This is a genomic window from Marmoricola sp. URHA0025 HA25 (assembly GCF_054059435.1).
Genome location: NZ_JBSSCD010000001.1, coordinates 3,514,806 through 3,540,947, shown reverse-complemented (window position 1 = coordinate 3,540,947; position 26,142 = coordinate 3,514,806). Strand labels below are relative to the sequence as shown.

General features: G+C 70.7%; 27 protein-coding genes. 17 read left to right on the top strand and 10 right to left on the bottom strand.

Going from position 1 to position 26,142, the window contains the following annotated elements; genetic code table 11:
* Positions 1-6: 6 nt before the first annotated feature.
* Positions 7-1,110 carry a glycosyltransferase family 4 protein gene (locus ACVW00_RS17475; protein ID WP_457112169.1) on the bottom strand — a complete coding sequence of 368 codons (1,104 nt, stop codon included), beginning with the start codon at positions 1,108-1,110 and terminating at the stop codon, positions 7-9.
* A gap of 198 nt (positions 1,111-1,308) precedes the next feature.
* Here ACVW00_RS17475 and ACVW00_RS17470 point away from each other — a divergent pair, with 198 nt between their 5' ends.
* Genes ACVW00_RS17470 through ACVW00_RS17460 form a run of 3 tightly spaced genes read left to right on the top strand, consistent with a single transcriptional unit; the run spans position 1,309 to position 4,656 of the window.
* Positions 1,309-2,625: an O-antigen ligase family protein gene (locus ACVW00_RS17470; protein ID WP_457112168.1), complete on the top strand. Its 1,317-nt coding sequence runs from the start codon at positions 1,309-1,311 to the stop codon at positions 2,623-2,625.
* On the top strand, positions 2,622-3,641 hold the full coding sequence (locus tag ACVW00_RS17465; RefSeq protein ID WP_457112167.1) for a hypothetical protein: 1,020 nt from the start codon (positions 2,622-2,624) through the stop codon (positions 3,639-3,641). The genes ACVW00_RS17470 and ACVW00_RS17465 overlap by 4 nt, the downstream gene beginning before the upstream one ends.
* Positions 3,631-4,656 carry a hypothetical protein gene (locus tag ACVW00_RS17460; RefSeq protein ID WP_457112166.1) on the top strand — a complete coding sequence of 342 codons (1,026 nt, stop codon included), beginning with the start codon at positions 3,631-3,633 and terminating at the stop codon, positions 4,654-4,656. The genes ACVW00_RS17465 and ACVW00_RS17460 overlap by 11 nt, the downstream gene beginning before the upstream one ends.
* Positions 4,657-4,672: 16 nt before the next feature.
* Here ACVW00_RS17460 and ACVW00_RS17455 read toward each other — a convergent pair whose 3' ends face one another.
* The 3 genes from ACVW00_RS17455 to ACVW00_RS17445 are packed head-to-tail and all read right to left on the bottom strand — an operon-like array spanning position 4,673 to position 6,970.
* Positions 4,673-5,440 (bottom strand): class I SAM-dependent methyltransferase, encoded by a 768-nt coding sequence (locus ACVW00_RS17455; protein ID WP_457112165.1) that lies wholly within the window; start codon positions 5,438-5,440, stop codon positions 4,673-4,675.
* Complete coding sequence (locus ACVW00_RS17450; RefSeq protein ID WP_457112164.1) at positions 5,437-6,003, bottom strand: serine O-acetyltransferase; 567 nt, start codon at positions 6,001-6,003, stop codon at positions 5,437-5,439. Before ACVW00_RS17450 ends, ACVW00_RS17455 begins: the two co-directional genes overlap by 4 nt.
* 49 nt (positions 6,004-6,052) lie before the next feature.
* Complete coding sequence (locus tag ACVW00_RS17445) at positions 6,053-6,970, bottom strand: class I SAM-dependent methyltransferase (RefSeq protein ID WP_457112163.1); 918 nt, start codon at positions 6,968-6,970, stop codon at positions 6,053-6,055.
* Between the two features lie 112 nt (positions 6,971-7,082).
* On the opposite strand from ACVW00_RS17445, the gene ACVW00_RS17440 reads away from it, so the two are divergent.
* From ACVW00_RS17440 to ACVW00_RS17415, 6 genes are all read left to right on the top strand, one after another.
* The gene (locus ACVW00_RS17440) at positions 7,083-8,027 is read left to right on the top strand and encodes a hypothetical protein (RefSeq protein WP_457112162.1); all 945 of its coding nucleotides are present in this window, start codon (positions 7,083-7,085) and stop codon (positions 8,025-8,027) included.
* Between the two features lie 25 nt (positions 8,028-8,052).
* The gene (locus ACVW00_RS17435; RefSeq protein WP_457112161.1) at positions 8,053-8,691 is read left to right on the top strand and encodes an acyltransferase; all 639 of its coding nucleotides are present in this window, start codon (positions 8,053-8,055) and stop codon (positions 8,689-8,691) included.
* Positions 8,692-8,830: 139 nt separating this feature from the next.
* A complete protein-coding gene (locus ACVW00_RS17430; protein ID WP_457112160.1) occupies positions 8,831-10,096 on the top strand; it encodes a hypothetical protein in 1,266 nt (421 codons plus the stop codon).
* Positions 10,097-10,105: 9 nt separating this feature from the next.
* Positions 10,106-10,999, top strand: coding sequence for an FkbM family methyltransferase (locus ACVW00_RS17425; RefSeq protein WP_457112159.1), 894 nt, complete (start codon positions 10,106-10,108; stop codon positions 10,997-10,999).
* A gap of 6 nt (positions 11,000-11,005) precedes the next feature.
* Positions 11,006-11,911, top strand: a complete 906-nt coding sequence (locus ACVW00_RS17420; RefSeq protein ID WP_457112158.1) for a glycosyltransferase family 2 protein — start codon at positions 11,006-11,008, stop codon at positions 11,909-11,911.
* A 105-nt stretch (positions 11,912-12,016) separates the two neighbouring features.
* On the top strand, positions 12,017-12,787 hold the full coding sequence (locus ACVW00_RS17415) for a class I SAM-dependent methyltransferase (RefSeq protein ID WP_457112157.1): 771 nt from the start codon (positions 12,017-12,019) through the stop codon (positions 12,785-12,787).
* Between the two features lie 3 nt (positions 12,788-12,790).
* Here the strand turns inward: ACVW00_RS17415 and ACVW00_RS17410 are convergent, their stop codons facing one another.
* Positions 12,791-13,864 carry a hypothetical protein gene (locus ACVW00_RS17410; protein ID WP_457112156.1) on the bottom strand — a complete coding sequence of 358 codons (1,074 nt, stop codon included), beginning with the start codon at positions 13,862-13,864 and terminating at the stop codon, positions 12,791-12,793.
* A 95-nt stretch (positions 13,865-13,959) separates the two neighbouring features.
* On the opposite strand from ACVW00_RS17410, the gene ACVW00_RS17405 reads away from it, so the two are divergent.
* Positions 13,960-15,156 carry a glycosyltransferase family 61 protein gene (locus ACVW00_RS17405; RefSeq protein WP_457112155.1) on the top strand — a complete coding sequence of 399 codons (1,197 nt, stop codon included), beginning with the start codon at positions 13,960-13,962 and terminating at the stop codon, positions 15,154-15,156.
* 5 nt (positions 15,157-15,161) lie between these two features.
* On the opposite strand, the gene ACVW00_RS17400 is transcribed toward ACVW00_RS17405, so the two are convergent.
* Genes ACVW00_RS17400 through gmd form a run of 3 tightly spaced genes read right to left on the bottom strand, consistent with a single transcriptional unit; the run spans position 15,162 to position 17,977 of the window.
* Positions 15,162-16,043: an SGNH/GDSL hydrolase family protein gene (locus ACVW00_RS17400; RefSeq protein ID WP_457112154.1), complete on the bottom strand. Its 882-nt coding sequence runs from the start codon at positions 16,041-16,043 to the stop codon at positions 15,162-15,164.
* Between the two features lie 39 nt (positions 16,044-16,082).
* Entirely contained in the window at positions 16,083-17,006 is a 924-nt protein-coding gene (locus tag ACVW00_RS17395) for a GDP-mannose 4,6-dehydratase (RefSeq protein ID WP_457112153.1), read from the bottom strand.
* A complete protein-coding gene (gene gmd, locus ACVW00_RS17390) occupies positions 17,003-17,977 on the bottom strand; it encodes a GDP-mannose 4,6-dehydratase (RefSeq protein WP_457112152.1) in 975 nt (324 codons plus the stop codon). Before gmd ends, ACVW00_RS17395 begins: the two co-directional genes overlap by 4 nt.
* A 181-nt stretch (positions 17,978-18,158) precedes the next feature.
* Here gmd and ACVW00_RS17385 point away from each other — a divergent pair, with 181 nt between their 5' ends.
* The 6 genes from ACVW00_RS17385 (at position 18,159) to ACVW00_RS17360 (ending at position 23,250) form a co-directional block, all read left to right on the top strand.
* Positions 18,159-19,127 (top strand): NAD-dependent epimerase/dehydratase family protein, encoded by a 969-nt coding sequence (locus ACVW00_RS17385; RefSeq protein WP_457113134.1) that lies wholly within the window; start codon positions 18,159-18,161, stop codon positions 19,125-19,127.
* Between the two features lie 31 nt (positions 19,128-19,158).
* Positions 19,159-20,373: a glycosyltransferase family 4 protein gene (locus ACVW00_RS17380; protein WP_457112151.1), complete on the top strand. Its 1,215-nt coding sequence runs from the start codon at positions 19,159-19,161 to the stop codon at positions 20,371-20,373.
* Between the two features lie 244 nt (positions 20,374-20,617).
* Positions 20,618-21,112: a DUF4395 domain-containing protein gene (locus tag ACVW00_RS17375; protein ID WP_457112150.1), complete on the top strand. Its 495-nt coding sequence runs from the start codon at positions 20,618-20,620 to the stop codon at positions 21,110-21,112.
* A complete protein-coding gene (locus ACVW00_RS17370; protein ID WP_457112149.1) occupies positions 21,109-21,957 on the top strand; it encodes a sulfurtransferase in 849 nt (282 codons plus the stop codon). Before ACVW00_RS17375 ends, ACVW00_RS17370 begins: the two co-directional genes overlap by 4 nt.
* Positions 21,957-22,253, top strand: a complete 297-nt coding sequence (locus ACVW00_RS17365) for a DUF1416 domain-containing protein (protein WP_457112148.1) — start codon at positions 21,957-21,959, stop codon at positions 22,251-22,253. Before ACVW00_RS17370 ends, ACVW00_RS17365 begins: the two co-directional genes overlap by 1 nt.
* Positions 22,254-22,344: 91 nt before the next feature.
* Positions 22,345-23,250, top strand: a complete 906-nt coding sequence (locus tag ACVW00_RS17360; protein WP_457112147.1) for an NADase-type glycan-binding domain-containing protein — start codon at positions 22,345-22,347, stop codon at positions 23,248-23,250.
* A 27-nt stretch (positions 23,251-23,277) separates the two neighbouring features.
* Here the strand turns inward: ACVW00_RS17360 and ACVW00_RS17355 are convergent, their stop codons facing one another.
* Entirely contained in the window at positions 23,278-24,672 is a 1,395-nt protein-coding gene (locus tag ACVW00_RS17355) for a polysaccharide biosynthesis tyrosine autokinase (RefSeq protein WP_457112146.1), read from the bottom strand.
* Positions 24,673-24,821: 149 nt separating this feature from the next.
* Positions 24,822-25,253 (bottom strand): D-aminoacyl-tRNA deacylase, encoded by a 432-nt coding sequence (gene dtd, locus ACVW00_RS17350; protein ID WP_457112145.1) that lies wholly within the window; start codon positions 25,251-25,253, stop codon positions 24,822-24,824.
* A 42-nt stretch (positions 25,254-25,295) separates the two neighbouring features.
* Between dtd and ACVW00_RS17345 the strand changes: the two genes are divergently transcribed.
* A complete protein-coding gene (locus tag ACVW00_RS17345) occupies positions 25,296-26,138 on the top strand; it encodes a 3-keto-5-aminohexanoate cleavage protein (protein ID WP_457112144.1) in 843 nt (280 codons plus the stop codon).
* The last annotated feature ends 4 nt before the right edge of the window (positions 26,139-26,142 follow it).

Below are 26,142 nucleotides of genomic sequence, written 5' to 3'. Positions count from 1 at the left end.
GGGTTGCTAGCCGACTCCGGCGTCCGCGGTCCGCGACGGGCCCGCGACCAGGGACCGGCGGATCGTCGCCGCGGTGCCCTGCCACGTCATCCGGTCGGTGAACCGGCGCGCGGCATCGAGGTGGTCGGTGTCCAGCACCGTCGCCTGCGCGATCGCCTCGGCCAGCGCCTCCGGCGCCACGGATCGGGTCGTCACCGCGTGGCCACCGGTGACCTCGGCAAGGGCTAGGTCGGCCGACACCACGACCGGGATGCCCATCCGCATCGCCTCGACCGCAGGCAGCCCGAACCCCTCGAAGTCCGAGGGGTACACCACGAGCCGCGCGCCGGCGAAGCACTCCCGGAACCGGTCGTCGTCGAGCCACGGCATCAGCTCCACGCGATCGCTCACGCCGAGCGCAGCGACCCGCTCGGTCGCCGCCGCGCGGTCGCGCTCGCCCATGCCGACGAGCCGGAGCGACCACTCGCTGCCGACCAGCTGGTGGCGGCACGCATGGGCCCACGCCTCCACGACGGCGCCGGCGTTCTTGTTGGCGAAGTGCCCGAAGGCCAGCGCGTACGGCGGGCCGGTGGGCTCCACCGGCGGCCAGCCGTCCACGTGGTCGGCGCCGAGCACGGCGGCGACGCCGTGCCGGGCAAGGCGCGGGTGACGTCGACGGAGGTCGTCGAGCGTGCGCTCGCTGATCGTGCAGATCGCGTCGGCCGTCCTCAGGCTCCAGCCCCACGAGACCCGCCGGGCGATCCGCCGGGACAGCGGGAACTGCTGTGGCCGCACCTCGTGCCTGAGGTCGTAGAGGATCACCGCGCGTGGGGCCGCGGTCCCGGCCAGGCTGCTCGCCGGCACCCCGACGAGCACGGCGTCCGCGTGAAGTCGTGCGGCGGCCCGGCGTACCCCCACCGAGCGCAGCCACAGGCCGCCGAGCGGTCCGCGCGGACGGGCGAGCCGGACCGTGCGGACGCCCTCGGGCAGGGCGAACGCCGGTCCGTCCGGACCGCTGAGGACGGTGATGGTGTCGTCGCCGGCGGCGGAGACCCAGCCGCGGAGCACGTTCTCCACCACGATGCCGGAGCTCCCGGTGTCGACCGCGACGGCATCGACGACCAGGTGCATGAGCTGTCCTCCGGGTACACATGACGATCGGCGCGGATGTGAGACCTTATCCGGTCACGAGCGCCCGTTGCCGATACTCTGACCGCGTGAGCACGTGCCCCATCGTCGACGGCGTCGACGCCCATGACGCCGCGTCGAGGTCTCTCACGGCCTGCTCGCCGACGGTGACATCGGGCCGACGAGCCGGCTGCTGAGCGCGTGGAGGCCACCGAACGCCGGGTCCTGACCGCGGCACTGGTCCTGGTCGCCCTGCTCCTGACGGCGGTCGCCACCAGCGGACCCGTCGGAGCCGTCGCTGCATGTCTCGTGGCAGTCCTGATCGTCGCGCTCGCAGCCCTGGGCAGGGAGCGGGTCGCGATCGTCGCCCTCGCGGCCTGTTTCGCGACCGCGCCGATGTACCGGGGCCTCGGGGGCATCGCGAACGTCGCCACCCCGACCGACCTGCTGATGTTGCTCGCCATGTTCCTGCTCATCCCCGAGGTGATCAGCCGGCAGGCCCGCCTGCCCGGCGTCTACGTGGCGTCCCTCGCTGTCCTCGCCGGCATCGGCCTGATCGCCTCGGCGACGAATCCGTCGGCGGTGGGCAGCGTGGTCTTCCTGGCGCAGTGGCTGCTGTGCCTGGGCCTGCTGCCGGCGGTCCTGGTGATGTGGCAACCGAGCGGTCGTGTCGTGGACGGCTTGCTCGCGTCCTACCTGGCCGGCCAGATGGTCAGCCTGCTGTTCGCGTTCGCCCGCGGTGCTGCCATCAACGGCCGTTACCAGGGCCTCAGCCACCACCCCAACGACTTCGGGCTCGCCGGTGCCACCTGCATCGCGATCATCGTCTTCCTGATTCCCAGGCACACGTCCGCCGGTGCCCGCGTGATCCTCGCCGGGCTCGCGTTCGCGAGCCTGGTCTCGCTGATCATCAGCGGCAGCCGAGGCGCCACGGTCGCGACGGCTGCGGTCGTCGTGCTGATCCCGCTGGTCGAGCGATCGAGCGTCTGGACCTTCCTCGGTGTGGCCGGGGGAGCCCTCGGCCTGGCGATGCTCCCCTACCTGCTCGAGATCGGTGGCCAGGGCGGCTCGCTGGCGCGTCTCGCCGGCGATCCGACGGCCGCCGTCTCCGACTCGGTACGCGAGACCGCGCTCGTCGAAGGCTGGCATCGCTTCCTGGGCTCGCCGTTCATCGGCACCGGCCTGGACATCGTCGTCGGGACGTACCACAACATGTTCCTGACGGTCGCCGCGGCGGTCGGTGTGTTCGGGCTCGCCGCGTTCCTCGTCGCCTGCTACGTCCTGATCCGTCCACTGATCTCGACCCATCCGCTCCGCCGACTCTCCTACCTGCCGCTGGTCTTCCTGGTTGCCGGCATCACCTTCCCCGGCCTGCTCGACCGCACGATCGTGGTGCCAATGGCTCTCGCGATCCTGGCGGCCGTGGAGCTGACCGCTCCTGCGGCCGAGCCGCCGACCCAGATCCCCGACCGGAGGCCCGTCGCCGTCCCCGAGCGCCGTCCGTGGAGCGTGCGATGACGTCGGTCGTCCTGATCGGCTTCAACCGGCCCGAGCACACCCGGCGCACGCTCGACGCGATCCGGGCGGTCGCGCCCGAGCGCATCTTCCTCGTCGCCGACGGCCCGAGGGAGGGTCGGGCCGACGACGCCGTCCTGTGCGCCGAGGTCCGCGCGGCGATGGACTCGGTCGACTGGCCGTGCCGCGTTGATCGGCGGTACAGCGACGTCAACCTCGGCTGCGAGGGCAACGTCGAGACCGGCCTGGACTGGGTGTTCGGTCAGGTGGAGGACGCGATCGTCCTGGAGGACGACTGCGTCGCAGACCCCTCGTTCTTCGCGTACGCCGCCGACCTGCTCGACCGCTACCGCGACGACGCTCGCGTCTGGCAGGTCGCAGGCAACTCGCACGGCGTCCCGCCACAGCGCTTCGGCGACGACAGCTACCGGTTCGCGGCGTGGGCGAGCGTGTGGGGCTGGGCGACGTGGGCGGACCGGTGGCAGCGGCACCGGGCGGTGTTCCCCCGGGACCACCGGGGCAGTGACGGCCTCGCGCCGGTGCGCACCGAGCCGGCGAGGCCCAGTCCTGAGCTGCTGGTCACGCGTGCCGGCCGCGCACACTTCGCCGAGGCAGCGACCTCCGACGACGTCGTCCGGCACGGCTGGGACAAGCAGTGGTGGCTGACCATGCTCACCGAAGGAGCGCTGGCGGCGACGCCGGCGGTGAACATGGTCCAGAACGTCGGCTTCGGTGCCGGCGCAACCCATGGCGTCTACGAGCGGGACACCGATCCTGCGCGACCGATGCCGCTGCCCCTGCGTCATCCGGAGGTCGCGCTGGACGTCGAGGTCGAGCGCGAGCTCGAGCTGCTGATCAGCCGGATCGGCGGCCGGACCGTCGACCGCGTCCGACGCGTGGTCACCAACCCGCACCTGCGCCGGGTCGCGCGTGCGATCCTGCACAGCGAGACGAGTGCCCGGGCAACCCGCCTTGCCTCCCGCGTGACCGACCGACGAGGAGCCGCCCGTGGCGACTGACGTGCCAGTTGTCCTGATCGCGTTCAATCGACCGCGCGTCACGGAGCGCGTGATCGACGCGTTCCGCCGCGTGCAGCCGTCGCGGATCTTCGTCATCGCCGACGGTCCGCGGCCGGGCAGCTCCGACGACGCCGAGCGCTGCACCGCCGTACGCGAGCTGATCGAGACCATCGACTGGGACTGCAAGGTCGAGAAGCGGTACGCCGAGTCCAACATCGGCCTGGAGGCGAACGTCGAGCTCGGCCTCGACTGGGTCTTCACGCAGGTCGACCGGGCGATCGTGTTCGAGGACGACTGCATCCCGGACCCTTCGTTCTTCCGCTACTGCGAGGAGCTGCTCGACCGCTACGAGGAGGACCAGCGCGTCTGGCTCCTGGCCGGCGACAAGAAGCTGGTGCCGTTCGAGGCGTTCAAGGGGCAGAGCTACGCGTTCAGCAGCTGGGCGAGCGTCTGGGGCTGGGCGACGTGGGCCGATCGCTGGGAACGGCATCGTGCGCTGTTCCCCCGCGACCACGCGGGCGCAACCGAACGGGTCGACCAGCGACCGCGCACCGCCGATGCCGTCCGCACGGTGCCGGCACCGCCGGCCGAGGGATCGCTGGTGACCGACGCCGGGCGTCGGCACTTCCTCAACGTCTCCTTGACCACCGACGGTGACGAGTACGGCTGGGACCACCACTTCTGGGTCACGATCATGTCGCAGGCCGGATTGTGTGCGACCCCGTCGCTGTACATGATCGAGAACGACGGCTTCGGGCCCGACGCGACCCACACGCGCGCCAACCGCCAGCCACGGCCGGCGCAGCAGATGGCGTTCCCGCTGGTCCACCCGCCTGCGGTCGCGCTCGACCGCGAGGTCGAGATGGAGCTCGAGCTCGTCCTGCTGCGCATCGACGGCAAGATGTCCCGGCTGGCCAAGCAGATCGTGCGGCCCCTGTGGCTGCGCAAGGTCGTGCGCCGGATCATCACGCAGCGGGTCGTCTGGCGGTTCGTCCGCAAGCTCGTCGCCCGCTGAGAGCGGCGCGGTCGCGTCAGCCGCGCAGCTTCTGTCGTGCCTGCAGAACGGCGTTGCGCGCCGTGCGCGCCTTGCGGTTCAGCGAGGAGGACAGCAGCAGCCGCGTCCGCGGGCTCACGCTGTTGCGGTGGAAGAGGTGCCAGTTGCGGCCGTTGGTGGTCAGCCGGTAGCCCAGGGCGTCGCCGACGTGCCGCAGCGACTCCTCGGTGTGCAGCGTGATGTGCTGACCGACGTCGGGCATGTAGTACCACCAGTCCGCCACCCGCGGCGCTGGGTCGGGCACCAGCTCGGTCGTGAAGAGCAGCAGGTCGCTGCGCTTGGCGATCCCCGCCAGCTCCTCCCTCGGGCTCGCGAGGTGCTCCATCACCTCGAAGGCCGTCACCAGGTCGACCCTGCCCTCTCCGTCGTCGCGGAAGTCGCGCGCGAAGACGGGCTGGGCGTACGCGTCGTGGTGCCAGTAGTCGTGTCCCTTGTCGCGCATGACCTGGGTGAGCACGCCGTACCCGCCTGCCCAGTCCAGGAAGCGGCCGCCGGTCAGGCCTTCGAAGCGGATGACCGCCGAGGCGATCGCGCTGTAGCGGCGTGCCCGTCGCAGCAGGCCGACGTCGGCGTCGTGGATCGGGCTCGCGTAGGCCTCCTCCAGCCACGGGGTGTCCCGGGCGGCGACGAGCCCGCACTGCCGGCAACGGTGGTAGGTGGCATCGTGGTGCGCGAGCACGACGGCTGTGTCGAAGAGCTCCATCGACCCGTCGCAGGCGGGGCAGAGGGCCCGGGAGTCACTCACTGGAGACCGCCCGCGATCGGCCGCTCGAGCACGCGGACCACCTGCGCCGGACTGCCCGAGACCACGGCGAGGTCGGGCACGTCCTTGGTGACGACGGAGTTGGCTCCGACCACCGCGCCGTCGCCGACGTGGCAGTCCTGCAGGACCATCGCGTGCGCTCCCAGGAACACGTCGTCCCCGATGTAGGTCGGCCGGCTCGGATCGAGCGGATCGGTGAGCCGCATCGCTCCGACCTGGGTGCCGGTGTTCACCCGCAGGTTGCGGCCCGCGCGGACGTCTGCGCCGATGGTGACGCCGGTGCCGTGGGCCAGCACGAAGCCCGGACCGATCTGCGCCTTGGGGTGGATGTCGGCCCCTGCCCACACGATCGCCATCGACTTCAGCAGGTACGCCAACGGCCACAGCGGCGTGCCGCGGAGCGATGACCCGATCCGGAACATCACCAGGGCGTGCACCTGCGGGGCGATCGAGGACCGGGCGAGCAGGTAGACCCAGAACCTCAGGCCCGTGCGGCGACCGCCGTCGACGCTGGCCCTCAGGTCCTCGGCCAGGATCTTCAGCATCAGTCGGTGCCTTCCGTCGTGTGGGGGGCGGTGCGACAAGGCGTCGTCATCACGACCTCTTCCGCGCGCGTACGTCGAGCACGATGCGCGGCGCCAGCGGGCCCCGGACGGCGAGGTCCATCGCCTTGGCAGCCGGTGGGAGAGCCCACTGCGGCGTGCGCAATGATGCGAGGTAAGCCTCCGACGACAGGGAGTACCGCGCCTGCGGCTGCACCTGTACGTCGACGAACCCATGGCGCTCGAGCAGGGCAGTGACGCTGCGGCGGGTGTGCAGGATCCGGTGGTGGATCGCGAGCCGCCGGTCCGAGAGCCGGCTCCACCTTCCGCCGGTGACCGACTTCGCCCCGATCAACACCCTGTCGGCGAGGGTGCGGTGCGGCGTCTGGAGGAACAGCACGCCGCCGGGCTTCAGCAGCGACGCCACGTCGCCGACCATCGCATCGCCGTGGTCGGTGTGGGCGAGGACGCACCACATGGTCACCGCGTCGACCTCTCTCGTGCCGGTCAGCGTGCTCAGGTCCCCGAGGTCGAGGTCGACCGCGTAGCGACGCTTGGCGGTGAGGATCGCGCCCTCGAGGATGTCGTTGCCCCCGACCTCGAAGCCGAACTCGTCACGGGCGAGGGCGAGGAACTCGCCGTCGCCGGCCCCGACGTCGTAGAGTCGCGGGCGCTCAACACCCTGCAGCTCTGAGCCGAGCCACTCCAGCTGCCGCTTCCACTCGTGGGTCCCGACCGTCTCGCGCTTGTTGTCCACCCAGGTGTCCACATAGTTCTCCGGGACCTCGTCGACGCTGAGCGTCGCCGGGAGGCGCGGCGCGTCGGCCAGCCAGCAGGCCCCGCACGACCGGCACCGGGCGACGATCTGGAACTGCGTGTGCGACTTCGGACCCACGGTCGTGTGCGTCGACTCGCAGGCGGGACAGCGGACGGATCCCGCCTGCTGACGTGGCTGTGTGCGCGGGGACATGGCCACGGATGCTACCCGCCGCGGGCCGGTCGCATGGCCAGTACGATTCGGCTGGTCCGAGGACGTGGTGCCTCGTCCTCGATCGGCCCTCAGCCGCAGCGAAGGAGTGGGTGTGCGAGCAGAACTGCGCGGCCGGCTGCGACAGCTGCGCGATCGCTGGGTCGACCAGACCCTCGTCCGCGTCGAGCGCGCACGCGCCGACCTGGCAGGCGGGACGGGCGACGTCCTGGTCCTGGGGGAGAGCTCCTGCCTTGCGTGGGCCCACGAGGACACCGACCGCAGGCTGGTCCCCGAGCTGATCGGCGAGGCGACCGGTGCCCGTGTCGTCACCGTCGCAGGTGCCGGCTACGACGCGCGGATGTTCGGCGAGGTCCTCCGGGTGCTCGGCCTGCTCCAGGAGCGCCCCCGGGCGCTCGTGCTCGCGATCAACGTCCGGACGAACACCGCTGTCCACGTGACTCGGCACCCACTTCACGGGCATGCCCGCTCCCGGGAGGCTCTGGCCCGGCTGTCCCCGCCGATCGGCCGGATCCGAGCCGTGGCCCGCGGAGGCGGGCCGCGGCACGGCGAGATCCGGGCCTTCCGCGAGCTCCCGGTCGAGACGCGCTGGGGCGGTGCGGCCACCATCGACGGCTATCTGTCACGACTGGAGGGATACGGGCCGCCTCCGTGGCCCGTCGAGATCGAGCGGCTGCGCTTCGACTACTTTCACGGCGAGGTGGTCGGTGAGGACAACGGCGGGCTCGCGGCGCTGGGCGCGCTCGGTCGGCGACTCACCGAGTACGGCGTACCTGCCGTCGCGTACTGGGCGCAGCCGCCGGTGCAGCGCGGGGAGGAGCTCTTCCCCGGTGAGTTCGCCGCCCACGTGCAGACCAACCTCGCGCGGGTCGAGACAGCTCTGCTCGGCGACTCGGTCGGCCCCGACGCGTTCCTCAAGCCCGTCCTCGAGGAGCCGGACTTCCAGGACCACAGGAACGGCACGGAGCACTACTCGTTCACCGGTCGCGCGAAGGTGGCGGACGACGTCGCGAAGGCGCTCGCACGGCTCGGTCTCTGACCGGCGCTGTTGCTAGGATCCGCCGGTGCGTGACTTGCTGACCACCCTGGCGTTCCTGCTGCCGTTCAGGCGCCTGAAGATCAAGCTGCTCAACCTGGTGGGCCACGACATCCACCCGTCGGCGAACGTCGGGATCTGCCTGGTTCGCCACGTGAACCGCTTCGAGCTGGCCGAGAACGCGACGATCGGCAACTTCAACATCCTCGGCAACCTCGATCTGGTCAGGCTCGGACCAGACGCGATGATCGCGTACTTCAACCTGATCATGTGCGGAGTGACGCTGGCACCGGGGGGGGAGGCGCCCGAGCACTACCGGCGCCTGACCATGGGTGCGGGCTCGCGGATCATCAGCTTCCACATGCTCGACTGCAGCGGCGGGCTCCTGATCGCGGAGGACTGCTGGATCACGGGAGTGCGGACCACGGTGCTCTCGCACGCGTTCGATCCGCACGAGGGCGGCGTCATCGTCGAGCCGGTGGAGCTCAAGAAGGGCGCCGTCATCGCGACCAAGTGCACGCTCCTCGCCGGCGTGGTGGTCGGTGAGGGCGCGCTGCTGGCCGCCGGTTCGACGGCCTGGACCAGGCAGGAGCTCGTCGGCGGCAACCTGTACGGCGGCGTACCGGCGCGCCGGCTGGCGCCGATCGCGCTCACGATCTCGGAGTGAGCCGGGCTTCCTCGATCCGCGCCTCGAGGAGTCGACCCGCTGATAGGGTCCTGGCCGAGCTCTGAGACGGAGAGGCCGCTCGCATGACGCACGCTGGTGGGCACCTGCTCGACCGGTTGACGACGCGGGCGAGTCGCCGGTGACCGAGTCGTCGCCGGACGCCGCGGTCGCCACCCCCGCCGCGCCGCGCGGCACCACGGGCGGTCGCGCGACCCTGGTGACGATCGACCAGGCGATCTCGAGCATCACGAACCTGCTGGCCGTGCTCTGGGTCGCGCACGCGGGCACGGCCGTGGAGTTCGGCACGTTCAGCCTGATCCTGCTGGTGTACACCGTCGTCGCCGGCCTGACCCAGGCAGTGATCAGCATGTCGGTCGTCGTCCAGCCCGACGACGCCGACCACCGGCCCCGGGAGGTGATCGGGAGCGCCGTGGCCCTCGGCGTGCCATTCGGCCTGCTGTGCCTGGTCATCGGCTGCCTGCAGACTCTCGCAGGCTGGACGATCGGTCCCTCGTTGGTGGCGCTCGGACTGGCGCTGCCCGCCCTCGTGGTCCACGACGTAGGCCGGGCGATCGCGATCGCCCGGAGCGCGCCGATCGGCGCAGTGCTCCTCGACGCGACCTGGCTGGTGGCGGTGGTGGCGAGCTTCGCCCTGGTCGAGGTCTTCGACGTCGCCGACCTCTTCTGGCTGACGCTCGCCTGGGCCGGCAGCGGTGCGCTGGCATCGTTGTGGGTGTTCGCCCAGCACGGGATTCTCCGCCCGCACGAGATCTCGCTCGCCTGGCTGCGCAGGCGGTGGGACCAGTCGTGGCGACTGCTGGTCGGCAACATCACCGCCTCGGGCAGCGCGCTGCTCGGGGCCTCCCTGATGACGTTCGTGAGCAGTCCTGTCTCGGTCGCCGCCGTCAGGGCCTCCATCCTCCTCGGCCGGCCGGCGTCCGCCGTGCAGCTCGCCGTCGAGGCATCGACGGCCGCGGACATCTCCCGGGAGAAGCCGGACAACCGCGGGCTGATGCGCCACCAGCGGCGCACCATGCTCATCTCCACCGTGGTGGCGCTGCTCAACGTCGGCGTGCTCGTCGTGCTTCCCGACCCCGTCGGCAAGGCCGTGCTCGGCAACATGTGGCCGGTGATCGACCCGCTCATCCTGCCGATCTCGCTGTGGCTGCTGGTCTCTGCCGCCCAGAGCGGCGTCCCGCCGGCGCTGATCGGCCGGCACCAGTTCCACCTCGCCATGGTCGTGCAGGTCGTGACCGGCCTGCTCAACGTCGTGGCTCTCGTGGGAGGGGCAGCTCTCGGTGGGACCGAGGGTGCGGTGTGGGGTCTGGTGCTCGGCCAGGTCGGGATGACGATCGGCTGGTGTTGTGCCCTGGTCTGGCACCTGCGACGCAGCTCAGACCGCTAGCATCCGGGGGTGAATTCCGTTCGACACCTCGCGGCAATGACGAAGGTGCGCGTGAGCTGGTTCGTGCGCGACCGCTTCCCGCGCCGTCCCGTGGTCCGGGAGGTGCAGGGCGTCACGATGGTGCTCCCGTGGTCGCACCGCCTGCCGGACTACGCGGGGCCGGGCTCGCCGTACGGGCAGAACCTGGTCGAGCTGGCGCGGTTGCTCGCCGAGGCCGCGCCTCCGCTGACGGTGCTCGACGTGGGCGCGAACGTCGGCGACTCGGCGCTCCAGATCCTCAACGCGGCCGACGGCCGCGTGCTCTGCATCGAGGCGGACCGGTTCTACCTCGACTTCCTGCACCGCAACGTCGATGCCGACGAGCGGATCGTCGTCGTGGAGTCGCTGCTCACGGTCGACGAGGCGGTTGCCGCCCAGACCGCCGTGCGAACGGGCGGCACCACGCGCTTCGTCAAGGGCGGCGAGTTCGACGCGATGCCGTCGGTCAGCCCCGCGGAGCTCCGCGACCGGCACGGCGACTTCAAGGACCTGCGGCTGGTGAAGTCCGACACGGACGGCTACGACGTCGCCCTCGTGCCGGCGATCGCGGAGGCCTGGTCCGAGGCGCGACCGGTGCTGTTCTTCGAGTACGACCCGTACCTCACCCGCATCGCCGGCTACGACCCCTCCGCGGTGTGGCCCCGCCTCGAGGCGCTCGGCTACCGCGATGCCGCGGTGTGGGACCACGCCGGGAGCGTGGTCGGCCGGATGCGCGTCGCCGACATGGCCGATCGCGCCCGGATCCTCGACGACTTCCCTGCCCGGCGACCGGGACGGCGGGTGTACTGGGACGTGGCTCTCGTGCACCAGGAGGATGCTGCCGGGCTGGACGTGCTCGACCGTCTCGTGCCCCGACAGGACTGAGGTCCTGTGCGCGCAGGTGTCGTCTTCGTGCTCTACAACCCCACCGAGGAGTTCCTGGAGAACCTCGCCACGGCGCGCGCGCAGAGCGACCGCCTCGTGGCGGTCGACAACACCCCCGAGCCGAGCACGCGGCTGCACGAGAGGCTCCGCGACGACGGCGTCCGGGTGATCGCCAACCGCAACACCGCAGGGCTGGCAGGGGCGTTCAACAGGGGCGCCGAGGCGCTGTTCGACGACGGCGCCGATGCCGTGGTCCTGCTCGACCAGGACTCGAAGATCGACGACGGGTTCCTCGGCGCGATGATCGGCGTCTGCGAGCAGGTGCCCGACGACGCGTTCATCCTGGGCCCGAAGATCCACGAGACGACCATGGACGTGACCATGACCGTGCCGGCTCCCGACGACGGCCCCGAGCGGGACATCTCCGGGGAGACCACCGGCCTGTTCGAGGCTCGGATGGTCATCTCGTCGGGATCGGTGATCACCGCTCCGGCGTGGCACCGGCTCGGTCCGTTCCGCGAGGACTACTTCATCGAGTTCCTCGACGCGGAGTACTGCCTGCGTGCGCGGCAGCGCGGTGTGCCGGTGTACGTGACAGCGGCGGCGACGCTTCGGCAGACGTGGGCCAACACGCGGCGCCACGGAGCCGTCCACACGAGCCATGCGGATGCATCGCGACGCTATTACATGGTGCGCAACGCGATGGACGCCAGCCGTCGGTACGACGTGCCGCGACGCCGTGTCCTCCAGCTGGCTGCCCGTGAGGCGGTCGCGGTCATCGCTCTCGAGCGGGACAAGCTGCTCAAGCTCGCCGCGATCGTGGCCGGCGTGGCCGATGGTGCGCGGGGCCGGCTCGGCGAGCTCGCCGAGCGCCGGCCCCGGCTGAAGCGCTCGCTCGACCGGCGGGCATGAGCCGCGTCCTGGACGGCGACGGCGCCGGGAGCGGCCGTCGGAGTCCTGCCTCCGGGCGTCGTCGGATCCCCTAGGATCACTCCTCGTGACCGAAGGTACGAGCCGATGACGGAGCCGGGCGCGACGACCTTCGCTCGCCTGCTACGAGCCCACATCGACCGAGGCGTGATCCGTGTCGACGACTCGGTGCTGGTGCAGTTCGCCGGCACCTTCGACGAGATGGTCTGCAAGGAGGTCGGGCTCACCAACGTCAGCTTCGTGAACATCGCACCGGACAGCCCGAGCAGCGAGATCGGCGGCGCTGCCTTCGACGCGCACGAGATGCCGCAGGCGTCGGGGTCGTACGACCACGTGATGGGTCACTCCGGCCTGCACCACTGCTCGCGGCCGCACGAGGCGCTGCACGAGATGTACCGGATCGCGCGCAAGACGGTGCTGTTCGTCGAGAACCAGGACTCCGCGTTCATGCGCGCGGCCGGCAAGGTCGGCGTGGTCGGCTGGTACGAGCTGGCGGCCGTGATCGCGGACGGCTACGACACCGGAGGCGTCGACGGGACCGGCGTCCCGAACTTCGTCTACCGGTGGACCCGGCGCGAGCTGAGCAAGGCGGTGGCGGCCTTCGACCCGGCGTACGACGTACCCGTGGAGTTCCACACGGAGTGGAACCTCGGCACCGGACGGGTGGCGTCGGCCGTGCTGCAGCGCAAGCTGCGCCTGAGCGACGAGTCCGCCACCCGGGTCTTCACCCAGGGACAGCGGGTGCTCAACAAGGTCGCCTCACGGCAGGGCAACATCTTCGCCGCCACGATCCGCAAGGACCTGGCGACGCTCCATCCGTGGATGGACGGTCCCGAGAGGATGCGACCGCAGCAGTAGCGGTCAGGCGGTCTTGCGGCGGAACAGGTAGAACTGGTCGTGGAGGTTGATCAGCGGCCGGAGCTCCTCGGAGTCGTGGATGGGGCGGCTGTCGACCAGCTCGTAGCCCCGGTCCAGGACGTCCTGCCGGAACGGCTTCATGCTGCCGTCGAGCTCGGTGCTCCGCAGCTCGTCGGGGGTGTTCGGCACGATCAGCAGCCACGGGATGTCCCGCTCGGCGATCCGGTCGAGCCACCACCGGATCGCGTCGAGCGAGCACTCGGAGAAGCTGTGGATGTTGACCGCGACGTCGTAGGAGTCGCCGAGCTTCTGGTGCTCGTCGAGGCGCACGACCCGCACCGAGTCGGGAAGCTGGCGGAACCTCGTGTAGTAGCCGCACAGGAAGGTCGAGGTCGCCACGCCGTCGATGCAGTCGTAGGCCGCGAGGTTGGGCAGCGCGGTCGACATGCGGTGTGCGAGTCGCCCGTAGCCGGCCCCGATGTCGAGCACCTTGAGGTTCTCGATGCCCGCCAGCCCCATCTGGTCGTCGAGGTAGTTGATCTCGTTGATGCTGTCCAGGAGGTCGCGGCTGACGGACGGGCGGTCGCCGAACTCGAAGGTCCAGGCGCCGAACAGGCCGTCCTCGTCGAGCTTGTCGAACAGCCCGAGGTCGTCTCGCGACTCGACGTCGAGCAGCGCGAGGTACATCCGGATCCGGGCCGCCTGGCCGAGCTGGCGGAACTGCCAGACATAGGCGTTGTCGCCCCGGAACCACGCCATCGACAGGTTCTTCTTCAGGAAGCCTGCCTGCCACTGGGTGTGCGCGGCGGCGGGAATGCCCAGGGCGTCGTACGCCGCCTCGAGCTCGGCGATCTCGGGGTTGTCGGCACTCAGGTACGCCTCGGCGCCCTCCGGGAGCGCCACCGCGTCGTTGTGCGTGAGCGAGACGTAGCGACGGGTCTCCTCGTCGACGCGGGTGATCATGATGCCGGCCCGCGCGGCGCTCACTCGGGCCCTTCGTACCAGCCAGTGACGGACGAGCTGAGGGTTCGCGCGCTTCGCTCTGGCGATCAGGGTCTTGGTGTTCATGGCCGTCACGAGTGGAGACTGTAGCGCCTGGAAGCGGTGCGCGCGCACGACTCCGGTCTGATGAAATGACCCTGCCGCGACCCACGCACACCCCGAGGACGTAGATGACGCTTCCACCCGCACTCCGCCGCTGGTGGCCCCAGTTCAAGCGCGCGCACCGGTTCCTGACGCTCCTGGCCGGGACCCTGTTCCGGGCGCTCTCGCCGGTCCTCGGTGCGCGCGGCGTCGCGCGCCGGGCAACCGGTCGCTCGGTCGACACCGCGGCACAGGAGCCGGGTGCGGTGACGTTGCACACCGGGGCTCCCGAGGTGACGGTCGTCCGCAGGCCGACGCAGGGACAGCCGGCCGGGCACCGGGTCTTCGAGGAGGAGCGCGCGGCCGCGGTGCCGGCGACGTTCACCCTCGAGGTGGCCGGTGGCCGGCTCGTGGGTGAGTTCGGCGCCACGGTGACCCCCGGAGGCGTGCTGGACCACGAGACGAGCACGTACTTCGGCGTCGTGGACTGGCGCGAGCACCCCTTGTACCTGCGACCGACGCTCGGCGGGATCGAGCACGTGCCCGGTTCGGTCCTCAGCCTGACCGCGCGCGGGACCGCGGCGAACTACTACCACTTCCTCTACGACGCGATCGCGCGCTACGGCGTCTTCGAGGAGTCGATGCCGGGGGAGCGGGTCGATGCGGTCGTCGTACCGCACCGGACGCGCTACCAGCGCGAGCTCCTCGACCTCGCCGGCATCCCGGGCGACTACATCGAGCCGCGGCAGGGACGCACCGTCTCCGCCGACCGCCTGCTCGTCCCGAGCAACCCGAACTGGGCGCTCCAGGCGCCGCCGGCGATGGTGGCCTGGCTGCGCGACCGGCTCCCCGCCAAGGAGCCCCCGGACAGGCCGCAGCGGCTCTTCCTCACGCGCGGCCGGGTGCCGCAGACCCGCCGGTACGTCGAGGAGGAGGAGCTGCTCCCCGAGCTCGAGCGACGCGGCTTCGTGCGGCTGGACCCCGGGACGCTCACGGTGCAGCAGCAGATCGACACGTTCCATGCCGCAGAGGTGATCGTGGCACCCCACGGCGCCGGGCTGACGAACGTGACGTTCAGCCAGCCATCGGTGAAGGTGCTGGAGATGTTCCCGTCGACCTACGTGCACCGCGGCCTCTGGGCGATCTGCCAGGCGCTCGGCGCGGACTACCGCTACCTCGTCGCCGAGACGCCGACGGACCCGCACCCCTCGAACGCCGGCATCGCCGACGACGTCTCCATCCCGGTCCCCCGGGTGCTGGCTGCCGTCGACGCGTTGATCGGCTAGCTGTGTCAGCGCTCCCTCAGGGCCTTCTGGACGGCTGAGGCCGCGACCCTCTGCTCCTGGGCGTACGGGTGCCAGACGGCGGCAGCGCCGTGCGACGCCGTCAAGCCGGCGACCCACGGGTCCTTGCTGCAGATGTCGTGGCCACGGGTCACGGCGTAGACGTCGACGTAGATCGCTCCTGCGCTGGTCGCCGCCTTCGACAGCGCGTCGTTGAGCCCGAGGTTGAGCCGGTGGAGGAAGGGCAGGTCGCCCTCGGCGACCGGGAAGTCGGAGCAGGCGCGGTGCTCCGGCACGATCGCCGGGTAGCCGACGACCACGATCATCGCGTTCGGCGCGCGGTCCTGGATCGACCGGATCACCGCCGTGTCCCGGCTCTCGATCTGCTGGAGCTTCGAGGCGAGGTCGTCGCCCGGCGCGGCGGCCCGGTCGGCGTCGTCACACGGGCTGCCGTCGGGATCCTTGGTCGCCAGCGCGAGACAGGTGCTCGACAGGAGGTTGTAGAGGGCGAAGTTGTTGCCGCCGATCCCGACCGTCACGAGGTCGGTGCGCGTGTCGACTGCGTCCAGCTGCGGGGCCAGCGTCTTCCCGAGGAGATCGAGCTGCCGCCCGCCGATCGAGTCGGTGCTGGCGCCGCTGCAGCTGACGTCGTCGAGGTCGAGCCCGATGGCCTGCGCCACGAGGTGCGGGTAGTTGTTCTGCGACCGGAAGCAGCCGTCGTCGCCGTCGGCGGGGCCGATCCCCGGCGCCGCGGTGTAGGAGTCGCCGAGGGCGACGTAGTGGTCACCGGCGCCGAGCACGTAGCGCTTGCCATCGGTCGACGCGCCGCACCCGGCAAGGACCGCAGCCATCACGACCGCGAGCAGGGCGGCTCCGCGGCGTCGTTCCACGCGGGGATCCTATGCAGGCGCGCCAATCGTCGCGCGTCGTCAGGCGACGGTCTCGCGACAGGCGGCGACCATCGTCCGCACCTCGTCGCGCAGCGTGACCTCGGGGGTCCACCCGAGATCGCGGGCCGCCCGGCCGGCGTCGCCGCGAACGCCGCCGAAGTCCGCCGGGCGCTCACCGGGCGCGCGCCGGACGTCCGCGTCGACACCTGCGGCCTCGAGCGCCCAGCGGGTGACCTCGCCGAGCTCGTGCAGCTCTCCGGTCGCGATCACGTAGTCGTCGGCACGTGCGTCGGCGGCCAGGACGAACGCGCGGACGAAGTCGCGTGCCGCTCCCCAGTCGCGCCTGATCGTCGGGTCACGCAGCTCAACGTGGGTACGCCGCCCGAGTGCCACCTCGACGGCCTGGCGACAGATGGTGGGGATGACGAAGCCGTCCCCGTGCCGCGGCCCGGTGTGGCCGAAGAGCACCAGGTTCGTCGCGAGGACGCCCTGGTCCCGTGCCGAGCCGACCGCGCGATGGGCCGCGGCCTTCGACTCGGCGTACGGGCTCCGCGGGTCGAGAGGGGTGTCCTCGTCGGCGACTCCCGTCGCCACAGGGCCGAAGATCTCCGCGCTGGACGCCTGCACGAACCGCAGGCCCGGCGCTCCTGCGACCACCTCGAGCATCCGCACGACCGAACGATGGTTGACCTCGTCGGTGCGGTCCGGGTCCGACCAGCTGGCGCCCACCGAGCTCAGCGCGGCCAGGTTGTGCACGACTTCGGCCGAGTGCTCGGCGACGAGGCGTGCGAAGCCATCGGTGTCGGCCACGTCGAGCGGCTCGACGACGGAGCCGTGCGGTGGGCGCGCGCTCTCGGGCCGGACGCAGGCGACGACCCGCTCGCCCGAGCGAACCAGCAGGTCGACGAGGAGCGAGCCGTCCTGCCCTCCGGCGCCGAGGACCAGGTGCGTGCGAGGGGTCACTCGGCGATCAGCCGCCGCATCTGCTCGAGGTCGGCGTCGACCATGATCTGGGCGAGCCGGCCAGCCGTCGTCTCGGCAGTCCAGCCGAGCACGTCGCGGGCCTTCGTCGCGTCGCCGATCAGTGCGTCCACCTCGGTGGGCCGCTCGTACTGCTTGTCGTAGATGACGTGGTCCTCCCAGTTCAGGCCCACGTGGCTGAAGGCGGCGTCGCAGAACTCGCGCACCGTCGTGCCCACGCCGGTGGCCAGCACGTAGTCCTGCGGCTCGTCGTGCTGGAGCATCCGCCACATGCCCTCGACGTACTCCGGCGCGTAGCCCCAGTCGCGGATCGCCTCGAGGTTCCCCAGGTGCAGCTGGTCGGCGACGCCGAGCTTGATCGCGGCGACGCCGAGGGTGATCTTGCGCGTCACGAAGCTCTCGCCGCGGCGCGGGGACTCGTGGTTGAAGAGGATGCCGGACACCGCGAAGAGGTCGTACGCCTCGCGATAGTTCACCGTCACCCAGTGCGAGTACAGCTTGGCCGCGCCGTACGGCGACCGGGGGTAGAAGCTGGTGTTCTCGTCCTGCGGAGGCGGCGTACCGCCGAACATCTCCGAGGTGGACGCCTGGTAGAACCGGCAGTCGATGCCCGCCGCGCGGATCGCCTCGAGCAGGCGCAAGGTGCCCACCGCGTCGGTGGAGGCGGTGTATTCCGGCATCTCGAAGGAGACCTTCACGTGGCTCTGCGCACCCAGGTTGTAGACCTCCTGGGGGGCGATCTCGTGGATGAGGTTCACCAGGCTGACGCCGTCGGTGAGGTCGCCGTAGTGCAGCGTGAGGTTGCTGTCCCGGTGCAGGTGGTCGATCCGCCCGCGGTTGAGGGTCGAGGCCCGGCGCACCAGGCCGTGCACCTCGTAGCCCTTGCCCAGCAGGAGCTCTGCGAGGTAGGAGCCGTCCTGCCCGGTGATGCCGGTGATGAAAGCGCGCTTCATGAGTGCGGAGCCTAGGGCACGGTCCGGGCGACCGCAGGATTCCCGGTTCCCGCGACGGCCCCTCGGTCCGCCCCGTAACGTGACTCCTGCGCACGCGGATCGTTTTCCTGCGCGAGGCGGGAGTGAATCTGACCCGCGACTCACCATTCTCTTCGCACGGAAGGGCTCGGACTTGAGCAACGTGGACGTACTGGTCGCCGGCGGTGGCGGCTTCATCGGGGGACACCTGGTCGGCAACCTGCTCGCGCAGGGCCTCTCGGTGCGCTCGGTGGACGTCAAGCCGACCACGGAGTGGTACCAGGTGCACGAGGACGCCGAGAACGCCCAGGCCGACCTCTCGCTCCTCGACAACGCCCTCGAGCACACCGAGGGCGCTCGCGAGGTCTACATGCTCGCCGCGGACATGGGCGGCATGGGGTTCATCGAGAACAACAAGGCGTTGTGCATGCTGACGGTGCTGACCAGCACCCACATGCTCCAGGCCGCGCAGAAGGCGGGCGTCGAGCGCTACTTCTACTCCTCGTCGGCGTGCGTGTACGCCGCGGACAAGCAGACCGACACGAACATCACCGCGCTCACCGAGGCAGACGCGTACCCCGCCATGCCGGAGGACGGCTACGGCTGGGAGAAGCTCTTCACCGAGCGGATGTGCCGGCACTTCCTGGAGGACTTCGGCCTGACCACCCGGGTGGCGCGGTACCACAACGTCTACGGCCCCAACGGCACCTGGACCGGCGGCCGCGAGAAGGCGCCCGCGGCCGTTTGCCGCAAGATCGCGACGGCCGTGCTCACCGGCAAGCACGAGATCGACATCTGGGGCGACGGCGAGCAGACCCGCAGCTTCATGTACATCGACGACTGCGTGCACGGCTCCCAGATGATCCTCAAGGGCGACAGCCCCGAGCCGGTCAACCTCGGCAGCGACGAGCTGGTCAGCATCAACCAGCTGTACTCGATCGTCGAGGAGATCGCGGGCATCAAGTGCACGCGCAACTACCAGCTCGACGCGCCGCAGGGAGTGCGCGGGCGCAACTCCGACAACACCCAGATCCTCCAGACCTACGGGTGGGCGCCGTCCACTCCACTGGCCGACGGGATGGCGAAGACCTACGCCTGGGTGTACGACGAGGTCAAGCGCTCGCTCGGCTGACCCGCCGTCCGTCCCAGACCCCGACGCCGACATGCGCATCCTCCTGCACGACTACAGCGGCCACCCGTTCCAGGTGGAGCTCAGCCGCGAGCTGTCCCGGCGCGGGCACGCAGTGACGCACTCCTACTGCGACGCCTACACCTCGGGCAAGGGCCACCTGAGCGCCGAGCCCGGTGAGACGATCGCGTTCGATCCGATCGGGGTCGGTGTGGTGATCGCGAAGATGAGCTTCGGCAAGCGCCTGCTCCAGGAGCTCCGGTTCGGCGTCGAGCTGGTCCGCCAGGTCCGGCGTACCCGACCGGACGTCGTGATGGCCTCCAACGTGCCGATCCCGACCCTGGTGATCCTCGCCGCCGTGCTGCGGCTGCGCGGCATCCCGTGGGTGCTCTGGCACCAGGACGTGCAGGCGGTGGCGATCCGCTCGTTCGCCGGCACCAAGCTCTCCCGGTCGTTCGCCGTGGTCGCCGCGCTGATCGGCGCCGGGGAGAAGTGGTGCGCCCGGCGGGCGGCCGCCGTCGTGGTCATCGCCGACTCGTTCGTCGACGTGCACCGCCGGTGGGGGACCGTGGACAAGACCACCGTCATCCCGAACTGGGCGCCACTGGACGAGATCCGGCCGGTCACCCGATCCAACGACTGGTCCCACGAGCACGGCCTCGAACAGGTGAGGACTCTGCTCTACTCCGGGACGCTGGGGCTCAAGCACAACCCGGCGCTGCTCGTCAGGCTCGCGCGCGCGGTGATCGACGCCGGGCAGCCGGTGCAGCTGGTCGTGGTCAACCAGGGCCCGGCCGAGCAGGTTCTCCGCGACGAGGCCGAGCGGTTGGAGGTGCCGCTCCTGCTCCTGCCCTTCCAGCCCTACGAGCGGCTCTCGGACGTGCTCGGGTCCGGCGACGTGCTGGTGGTGCTCCTCGAGCAGGACGCCGGCGCCTTCTCGGTGCCGTCGAAGACACTGTCCTACCTGTGCGCCGGGCGGCCCATCCTGGGCCTGATGCCCGCAGAGAACCTTGCCGCCACGCTCGTCGCGAAGGTGGACGGCTGCGTGCTGGCGCCGAACGAGCGATCGCTGCCGGCGGCCGCGCGCTGGGTCGGCGAGGTGCTTGCCGACGACCAGCGCGCCCTGGCGTTGGGCAAGGCCGGCCGCGCCCTCGCGAAGGAGGAGTTCGCCCTGGCGGGGTGCGCCGACTCGTTCGAGGCCATCCTCGGCGAGAGCGCAGCGGCCCACCGCACCACCCGTCTCGAATGACGGACCTGCATCTCAACATTCGGGATTCGCGTTTCCCACCCCGAAGCGGCGGCCCCTACGCTCTTCCCATGAGCTCGACCTGGCTGACCAAGCGCCGTGCAGTGGACCACTGCCGCATGCGCTCGTCGCTGTGTCGAATGTCCTGACCGGACGCTGACGAGGCCACGTCGTGGCCGTCCCGTCCGTCTCCGCGGCGAAGTGCTGCCCAGCCTCCGTCATGCCCTTCTCCAACCTCAGGACACTCATGAGCACCTCTCCCATCGATGCGCGAGGACCGCAGTTCAACGCGACGCTGACCAGTGGCGTCCTCGTACTCGCCCTGCTGACCTCGCGGACCCCCTTCGGCACTGTCTTCCTCGGCCTGCAGGGGGCGCTGTTCCTCGTCGCCGTGGTCGCAGGCGTGCAGCGCACGCCGGCAGCCTGGCTCTTCCGCCGGATCGTCCGCCCGCGCCTGGGGCCGCCGACACGATGGGAGGATCCGAGGCCGCCGAGGTTCGCCCAGGGGATCGGGCTGGCATTCGTCATCGCCGGCCTGGCGGGCTTCCTGCTCGGACCCACGTGGCTCGGGTACGCCGCGACCGGGCTCGCGCTGGTCGCCGCGGTCCTGAACGCAACCGTCCAGGTCTGCCTCGGGTGCCGGGTCTACGGCATCTGTCACCTGCCCCAGAACACCTATCCCTTGCACGAGAGCCCCACCACACAGAGCACCAACACCGAGACGAAGGAAGTAGCCGCATGAGCCGCGAAGCATCACTGGTCAGCGCCGACTGGGTCGAGCAGCACCTCGACGACCCGAAGGTCGTCCTGATCGAGGTGGACGAGGACACCACCGCCTACGACAAGGGCCACATCCGTGGGGCGATCAAGCTCGACTGGACCACCGACCTGCAGGACCAGGTCCGCCGCGACTTCGTCAACAAGGAGCAGTTCGAGGCGCTCCTGTCCGACCGCGGGGTCGGCAACGACCACACGGTCGTGCTGTACGGCGGCAACAACAACTGGTTCGCGGCGTACGCGTACTGGTACTTCAAGCTCTACGGGCACCAGGACGTCAAGCTGCTCGACGGTGGCCGCAAGAAGTGGGAGCTGGACAGCCGCGAGCTGACCGATGACGCACCCAACCGCGAGAAGACCAGCTACACCGCGCAGGACCAGGACCTCTCGATCCGCGCGTTCCGTGACGAGGTCGTCGCGGCGATCGGCGCGCAGAACCTGGTCGACGTGCGGAGCCCCGACGAGTACGCCGGCCGGCTGCTCGCACCGGCCCACCTTCCCCAGGAGCAGGCGCAGCGAGCCGGGCACATCCCGACCGCGGCCAACGTGCCCTGGAGCAAGGCTGCCAACGACGACGGCACCTTCCGCTCCGACGAGGAGCTCAAGGAGATCTACACCGAGGCCGGTGTCGACTGGAGCAAGGACACGATCGCCTACTGCCGGATCGGCGAGCGCTCCAGCCACACGTGGTTCGTGCTCAAGGAGCTCCTCGGCGAGGAGAACGTCAAGAACTACGACGGCTCCTGGACCGAGTACGGCTCGCTCGTGGGCGTCCCGGTCGCACTCGGCGACGAGGCAGGCGAAGCCTGATGTGCGGAGCGACCAAGGGCGGGCTCTCGCTGGACGGCGTCGACGTCGCCAAAGAGGCCATCATCCAGGGCCAGGTGCTCAGGGGCGGCGAGCCGGTCGGCAACGCCTACGTGCGCCTGCTCGACCGCACCGGTGAGTTCACCGCGGAGGTCCCGACCTCCGCGAGCGGGCACTTCCGGTTCTTCGCCGGACCGGGTGAGTGGACGCTGCGCACGCTGGCGCCGAAGGCCGACCCGGTCGACAGCTCGGTGACGGCCGCCACCGGCGTCGTCGCCGAGGTCTCCGTGAGCCTCTGAACGACGCTGCGGACCGCGCCCTCGCCCTCGCACCGTGACGGTGTGAGGGCGAGGTCGTCCCGGCGGCTGGTTGGGTAGGCTCAGCCGCGTCATGCCGGGCCCCGAGATCCCTGACGCTCCTCCGCCGGAAGTGCCCGAGGAGTTCGCGGACGCGTACCGCGAGGCCTACCGGCGCGCCCTCGAGACGGGCCCTGACTCCGACCAGACCGTGCTCACCGCACTTCCCGAGGTGCCCCCTCAAGAGGTCGTCCGGGTCGGGACCCACCGGTCGCAGGAGCATGCTCGGCCGGAGCCTGCCGCTGACTGGCGTTCGTCACGCTGGTTCCTCCCCGTCGTGATCGGCGCCGCCGGCCTCGCGCTCGTGCTCGCGGCGTACGCCGTCGGGACGGCCCTCGGTGGCGCCGACGACCAGAAGGCGAAGGATCGGCCGAGCGCCGTGGGCACCACGAAGGCACCCACGTCGAACCCCGCGCACCCGAAGGCCTCCGAAGCCGCCCCGTCCCTCGCCCCGGGTGGCTGGGACGGTCCGGTGACGCCCGTGTCCGTCGACGCGATCTCCGCCGACTGCACCGAGCCTCCGGGGAGTGACTCCTCGGGTCACAAGGTCACCTACGTGCCCGCGAACGCGATCGACGCGAAGGCCGACACGGCGTGGCGCTGCGCGGGCGCGGCCGTCGGCGAGAAGCTCACCCTCAGACTCGGCAGCGCCGTGGACGTGGCCGAGGTGGGCCTGGTGCCCGGCTACGCGAAGACCGATCCGGCCAGCGGCGTCGACCGGTACGCCGAGAACAACCGGATCACCCGGGTCCGCTGGACCCTCGCCGACGGGGTGAGCGTGGTCCAGCGCCTCGATCCGGACGCGTCCTCGCGGGCGCTCCAGGCGATCAGGGTGCCACGCACGGGCACCGACACCCTGGTCCTGGAGATCCTCGCGGTGAAGAAGGGGCCGAGGAACACGACCGCGATCAGCCAGATCGAGGTCGCTGCAGCCAGGTGACCCGCTGCCGGGTCGGCGTCGGGCGGCTCAGGCGGTCTTGATGCGCTTGGCGGCCTTGGGTGCCTCCGGCTCGTAGCCGTAGCCGTAGCCGTACCCGTAGCCGTAGGTGCCCTTCCCGCGGCGCGGGGTCATGTTGACCGCGACACCGAAGAGGTTCGCGTCCACCTGGGCCAGGCGCTGCCGGGCCTGCTGGAGCTGGTCCTTGGTCGTCTTGCCGTGCCGGACGACCAGGATCGCGCCGTCGACGTCGCGCGCCATGATGGCGGCGTCCGACACGGGCAGCAGCGGGGGCGCGTCGATGATCACCATGTCGAACATCTGGTTCAGCCGGTCGAAGAGCGCCTGCGCGGCGTGCGACTGGAGCACCTCGGTGGGGTTCGGGGGGATCGGGCCGCTCGCCAGCAGGTAGATGCCGCTGGCCGCGTGCTTCTGGATGCTGTCCTGCAGCTCGCTCCGGCCGACCAGCACGGTGGTCAGGCCCACCGAGCGCTCGAGCCCCAGCACGCTGGCGACCTTCGGGCGCCGGAGGTCACCGTCGACCAGCAGCACCCGCTGGCCCGTCTGGGCGAGCGCGATCGCCAGGTTGGTCGCGGTGGACGTCTTGCCCTCGCCGGGCACGGCGCTGGTGATCACCAGCGACTTCGGGCGGGTGTCCAGGTTGAGGAACTGCAGGTTGGTCCGCAGGAGGCGGAACGCCTCGACCCGGGGCGCGTGGCTACCGGCCTCGGTGAGCAGCGGATGCTTGGGCACGTCGTTGTCGTAGGCGATGCTCGCCAGCACAGGCGAGTCGATCGTGTCCTCGATGGACTTGGCCGACGAGACCGTGTTGTCCAGCATGTCGCGCACCACCGCGGTGCCGTAGCCGATCAGCAGCCCGATCAGGCCACCGACCACCAGGTTGAGCGCCGGTCGTGGGCTCACCTGGCCTGCGTTGTAGGACGCCGGATCGACCACGGATGCCTTGATCGGCGGGGTCTTCCCCGGCGGGGTCTCCAGGTCGGTGAGGTAGTCGGTGAGCTCCTCCGACTCCGCCTTCGCGATCTGCTGGGCGACGGTCGGATCCGGATCGGTGGCGACCAGCACGATGATGACGGTGTTGGTCGCGACCGTGGCGGTGATCTTGCCCGCGAGCTGCGGGGGCGTCAGGTTGAGGTTCAACCGCGAGATCACTCGCTGCATGAGCTCGCGGCTGGTCGCGAGCTCGGAGTAGGACTGCACTCGCTGGGTCGCGTACGCGCTGGCCTGGAACGCCTCGATGCTGCTGCCACTGGTGTCGGTGGAGATGAAGATCCGCGCCGTCGACTGGTACTGCGGCGTCATCGAGTAGGTCAGTGCGCCTGCTGCGGCCAGGCTCAGCAGGAAGAAGACGACGATGGTCAGCCAACGGCGCTGCGCGATACGCAGCAGTTCCTTGAAATCCACGCTGAACTTTCTGGCTCGTTGCTGGGTCCACCCGACCACCGGAGTCTAGACGGAACGGCGACGCATCCTTGTCGAGTTCCGAACGTGGCGACCAGTTGAACGATCGGATGTCCGAAAAGTGACGTGCATCCCGTCCGTGCACGCCGGCCTCAGCCGGCCGAGTCCAGCACGACCGTGACCGGTCCGTCGTTGACGAGCTCGACGCTCATCTGCGCGCCGAACACGCCGCGCTCGACGTGGGTCCCGAGCCGCTCGAGCTCGGCGCAGAGGGCGTCGTACAGCGGCTCCGCGACCGGGCCGGGCGCTGCCGCGGCCCAGGTCGGCCGACGGCCCTTGCGCGCGTCGCCGTACAGCGTGAACTGGCTGACCACGAGCGCCGCCGCCCCCAGCTCTCCCAAGGACCTCTCCTCACGCATGATCCGCAGGTCCTGGATCTTCCGGGCGAGCCAGGCGACCTCGGTGGGCCCGTCGTCGTGGGTTACGCCGACCAGGACCACCAGACCGGGCTGGTCGAGCCGGCCGACCACCTGCCCGTCGACGGACACCGTCGCCCGTGACACCCGCTGCAGGACGGCACGCATCCCGTGAGGATAGGGGCCGCCGTCCGTGGTTGGCTGTGCGACATGGGAGACCTGTTGATCACGGTGGCGCCCACGGGAGCGGAGACCACCAAGACGGACTGCCCGCAGCTGCCGACGACGCTGACCGAGCTCGTCGAGACCGCGCAGCGCTGCGAGGCCGCCGGCGCGGGGATGATCCACGTCCACATCCGCGATGGTGAGCACCGCCCGACGCTCGACCTCGCACGACTGACCGACACGGTCGCCGCGCTGCGGGAGTCGACGGGCCTGGTGGTGCAGCTATCGACCGGAGGCTCCGTGCACGACCCGCTGGACACCCGCCTGCGGGTGCTCGACGCGGCGCCGGACTCGTGCAGCCTCACCATGGGCACCACGAACTTCGGCGACGACGTGTTCCTCAACCCGTGGCCGTTCGTCTGCGACCTCTACCAGCTCAGCCAGGAGCGCCACGTGGTGCCCGAGTTCGAGCTCTTCGACCTCGGCCACGTCGCTGCGCTGCATCGGCTGCTGGGCAGCTTCGGGCTTCCGTACGGCGGCAAGGTGCACGTCGACCTCGTGATGGGTGTGCCCGGCGGCATGCCCGGGACTGCGGACGCCCTCGTCGCCGCGGTGGCCGCGCTCCCGGCCGGGACGACCAGCTGGTCGGCGACCGGCATCGGGCGCAGCACGCTCGCGGTGGCGCTGGCATCCCTCAGCAAGGGCGGCCACCTGCGGGTCGGCATGGAGGACGTGCTCACCCTTGCCCGGGGCGTGCCGGTCGAGCACAACGACCAGCTCGTCGCGCGCGCCGCCGAGCTCGGCCGGCTGGCCCAGCGCACGCCGATGTCGGGCGCCGAGGCGCGAGAGCTCCTCGGTCTCGCCCCGGCATCCGGTTCCGGTGGTTGAGACC

Bases quoted from the DNA above. Each gene is read 5' to 3' on its own strand.
- ACVW00_RS17465 (WP_457112167.1), top strand. From the start codon at position 2,622: ATGACGTCGGTCGTCCTGATCGGCTTCAACCGGCCCGAGCACACCCGG.
- ACVW00_RS17370 (WP_457112149.1), top strand. From the start codon at position 21,109: ATGAGCCGCGAAGCATCACTGGTCAGCGCCGACTGGGTCGAGCAGCAC.
- ACVW00_RS17450 (WP_457112164.1), bottom strand. From the start codon at position 6,003: ATGCTGAAGATCCTGGCCGAGGACCTGAGGGCCAGCGTCGACGGCGGT.
- ACVW00_RS17365 (WP_457112148.1), top strand. From the start codon at position 21,957: ATGTGCGGAGCGACCAAGGGCGGGCTCTCGCTGGACGGCGTCGACGTC.
- ACVW00_RS17445 (WP_457112163.1), bottom strand. From the start codon at position 6,970: ATGTCCCCGCGCACACAGCCACGTCAGCAGGCGGGATCCGTCCGCTGT.
- ACVW00_RS17375 (WP_457112150.1), top strand. From the start codon at position 20,618: ATGAGCACCTCTCCCATCGATGCGCGAGGACCGCAGTTCAACGCGACG.
- ACVW00_RS17360 (WP_457112147.1), top strand. From the start codon at position 22,345: ATGCCGGGCCCCGAGATCCCTGACGCTCCTCCGCCGGAAGTGCCCGAG.
- ACVW00_RS17405 (WP_457112155.1), top strand. From the start codon at position 13,960: ATGACGCTTCCACCCGCACTCCGCCGCTGGTGGCCCCAGTTCAAGCGC.
- dtd (WP_457112145.1), bottom strand. From the start codon at position 25,253: ATGCGTGCCGTCCTGCAGCGGGTGTCACGGGCGACGGTGTCCGTCGAC.
- gmd (WP_457112152.1), bottom strand. From the start codon at position 17,977: ATGAAGCGCGCTTTCATCACCGGCATCACCGGGCAGGACGGCTCCTAC.
- ACVW00_RS17415 (WP_457112157.1), top strand. From the start codon at position 12,017: ATGACGGAGCCGGGCGCGACGACCTTCGCTCGCCTGCTACGAGCCCAC.
- ACVW00_RS17345 (WP_457112144.1), top strand. From the start codon at position 25,296: ATGGGAGACCTGTTGATCACGGTGGCGCCCACGGGAGCGGAGACCACC.
- ACVW00_RS17380 (WP_457112151.1), top strand. From the start codon at position 19,159: ATGCGCATCCTCCTGCACGACTACAGCGGCCACCCGTTCCAGGTGGAG.
- ACVW00_RS17475 (WP_457112169.1), bottom strand. From the start codon at position 1,110: ATGCACCTGGTCGTCGATGCCGTCGCGGTCGACACCGGGAGCTCCGGC.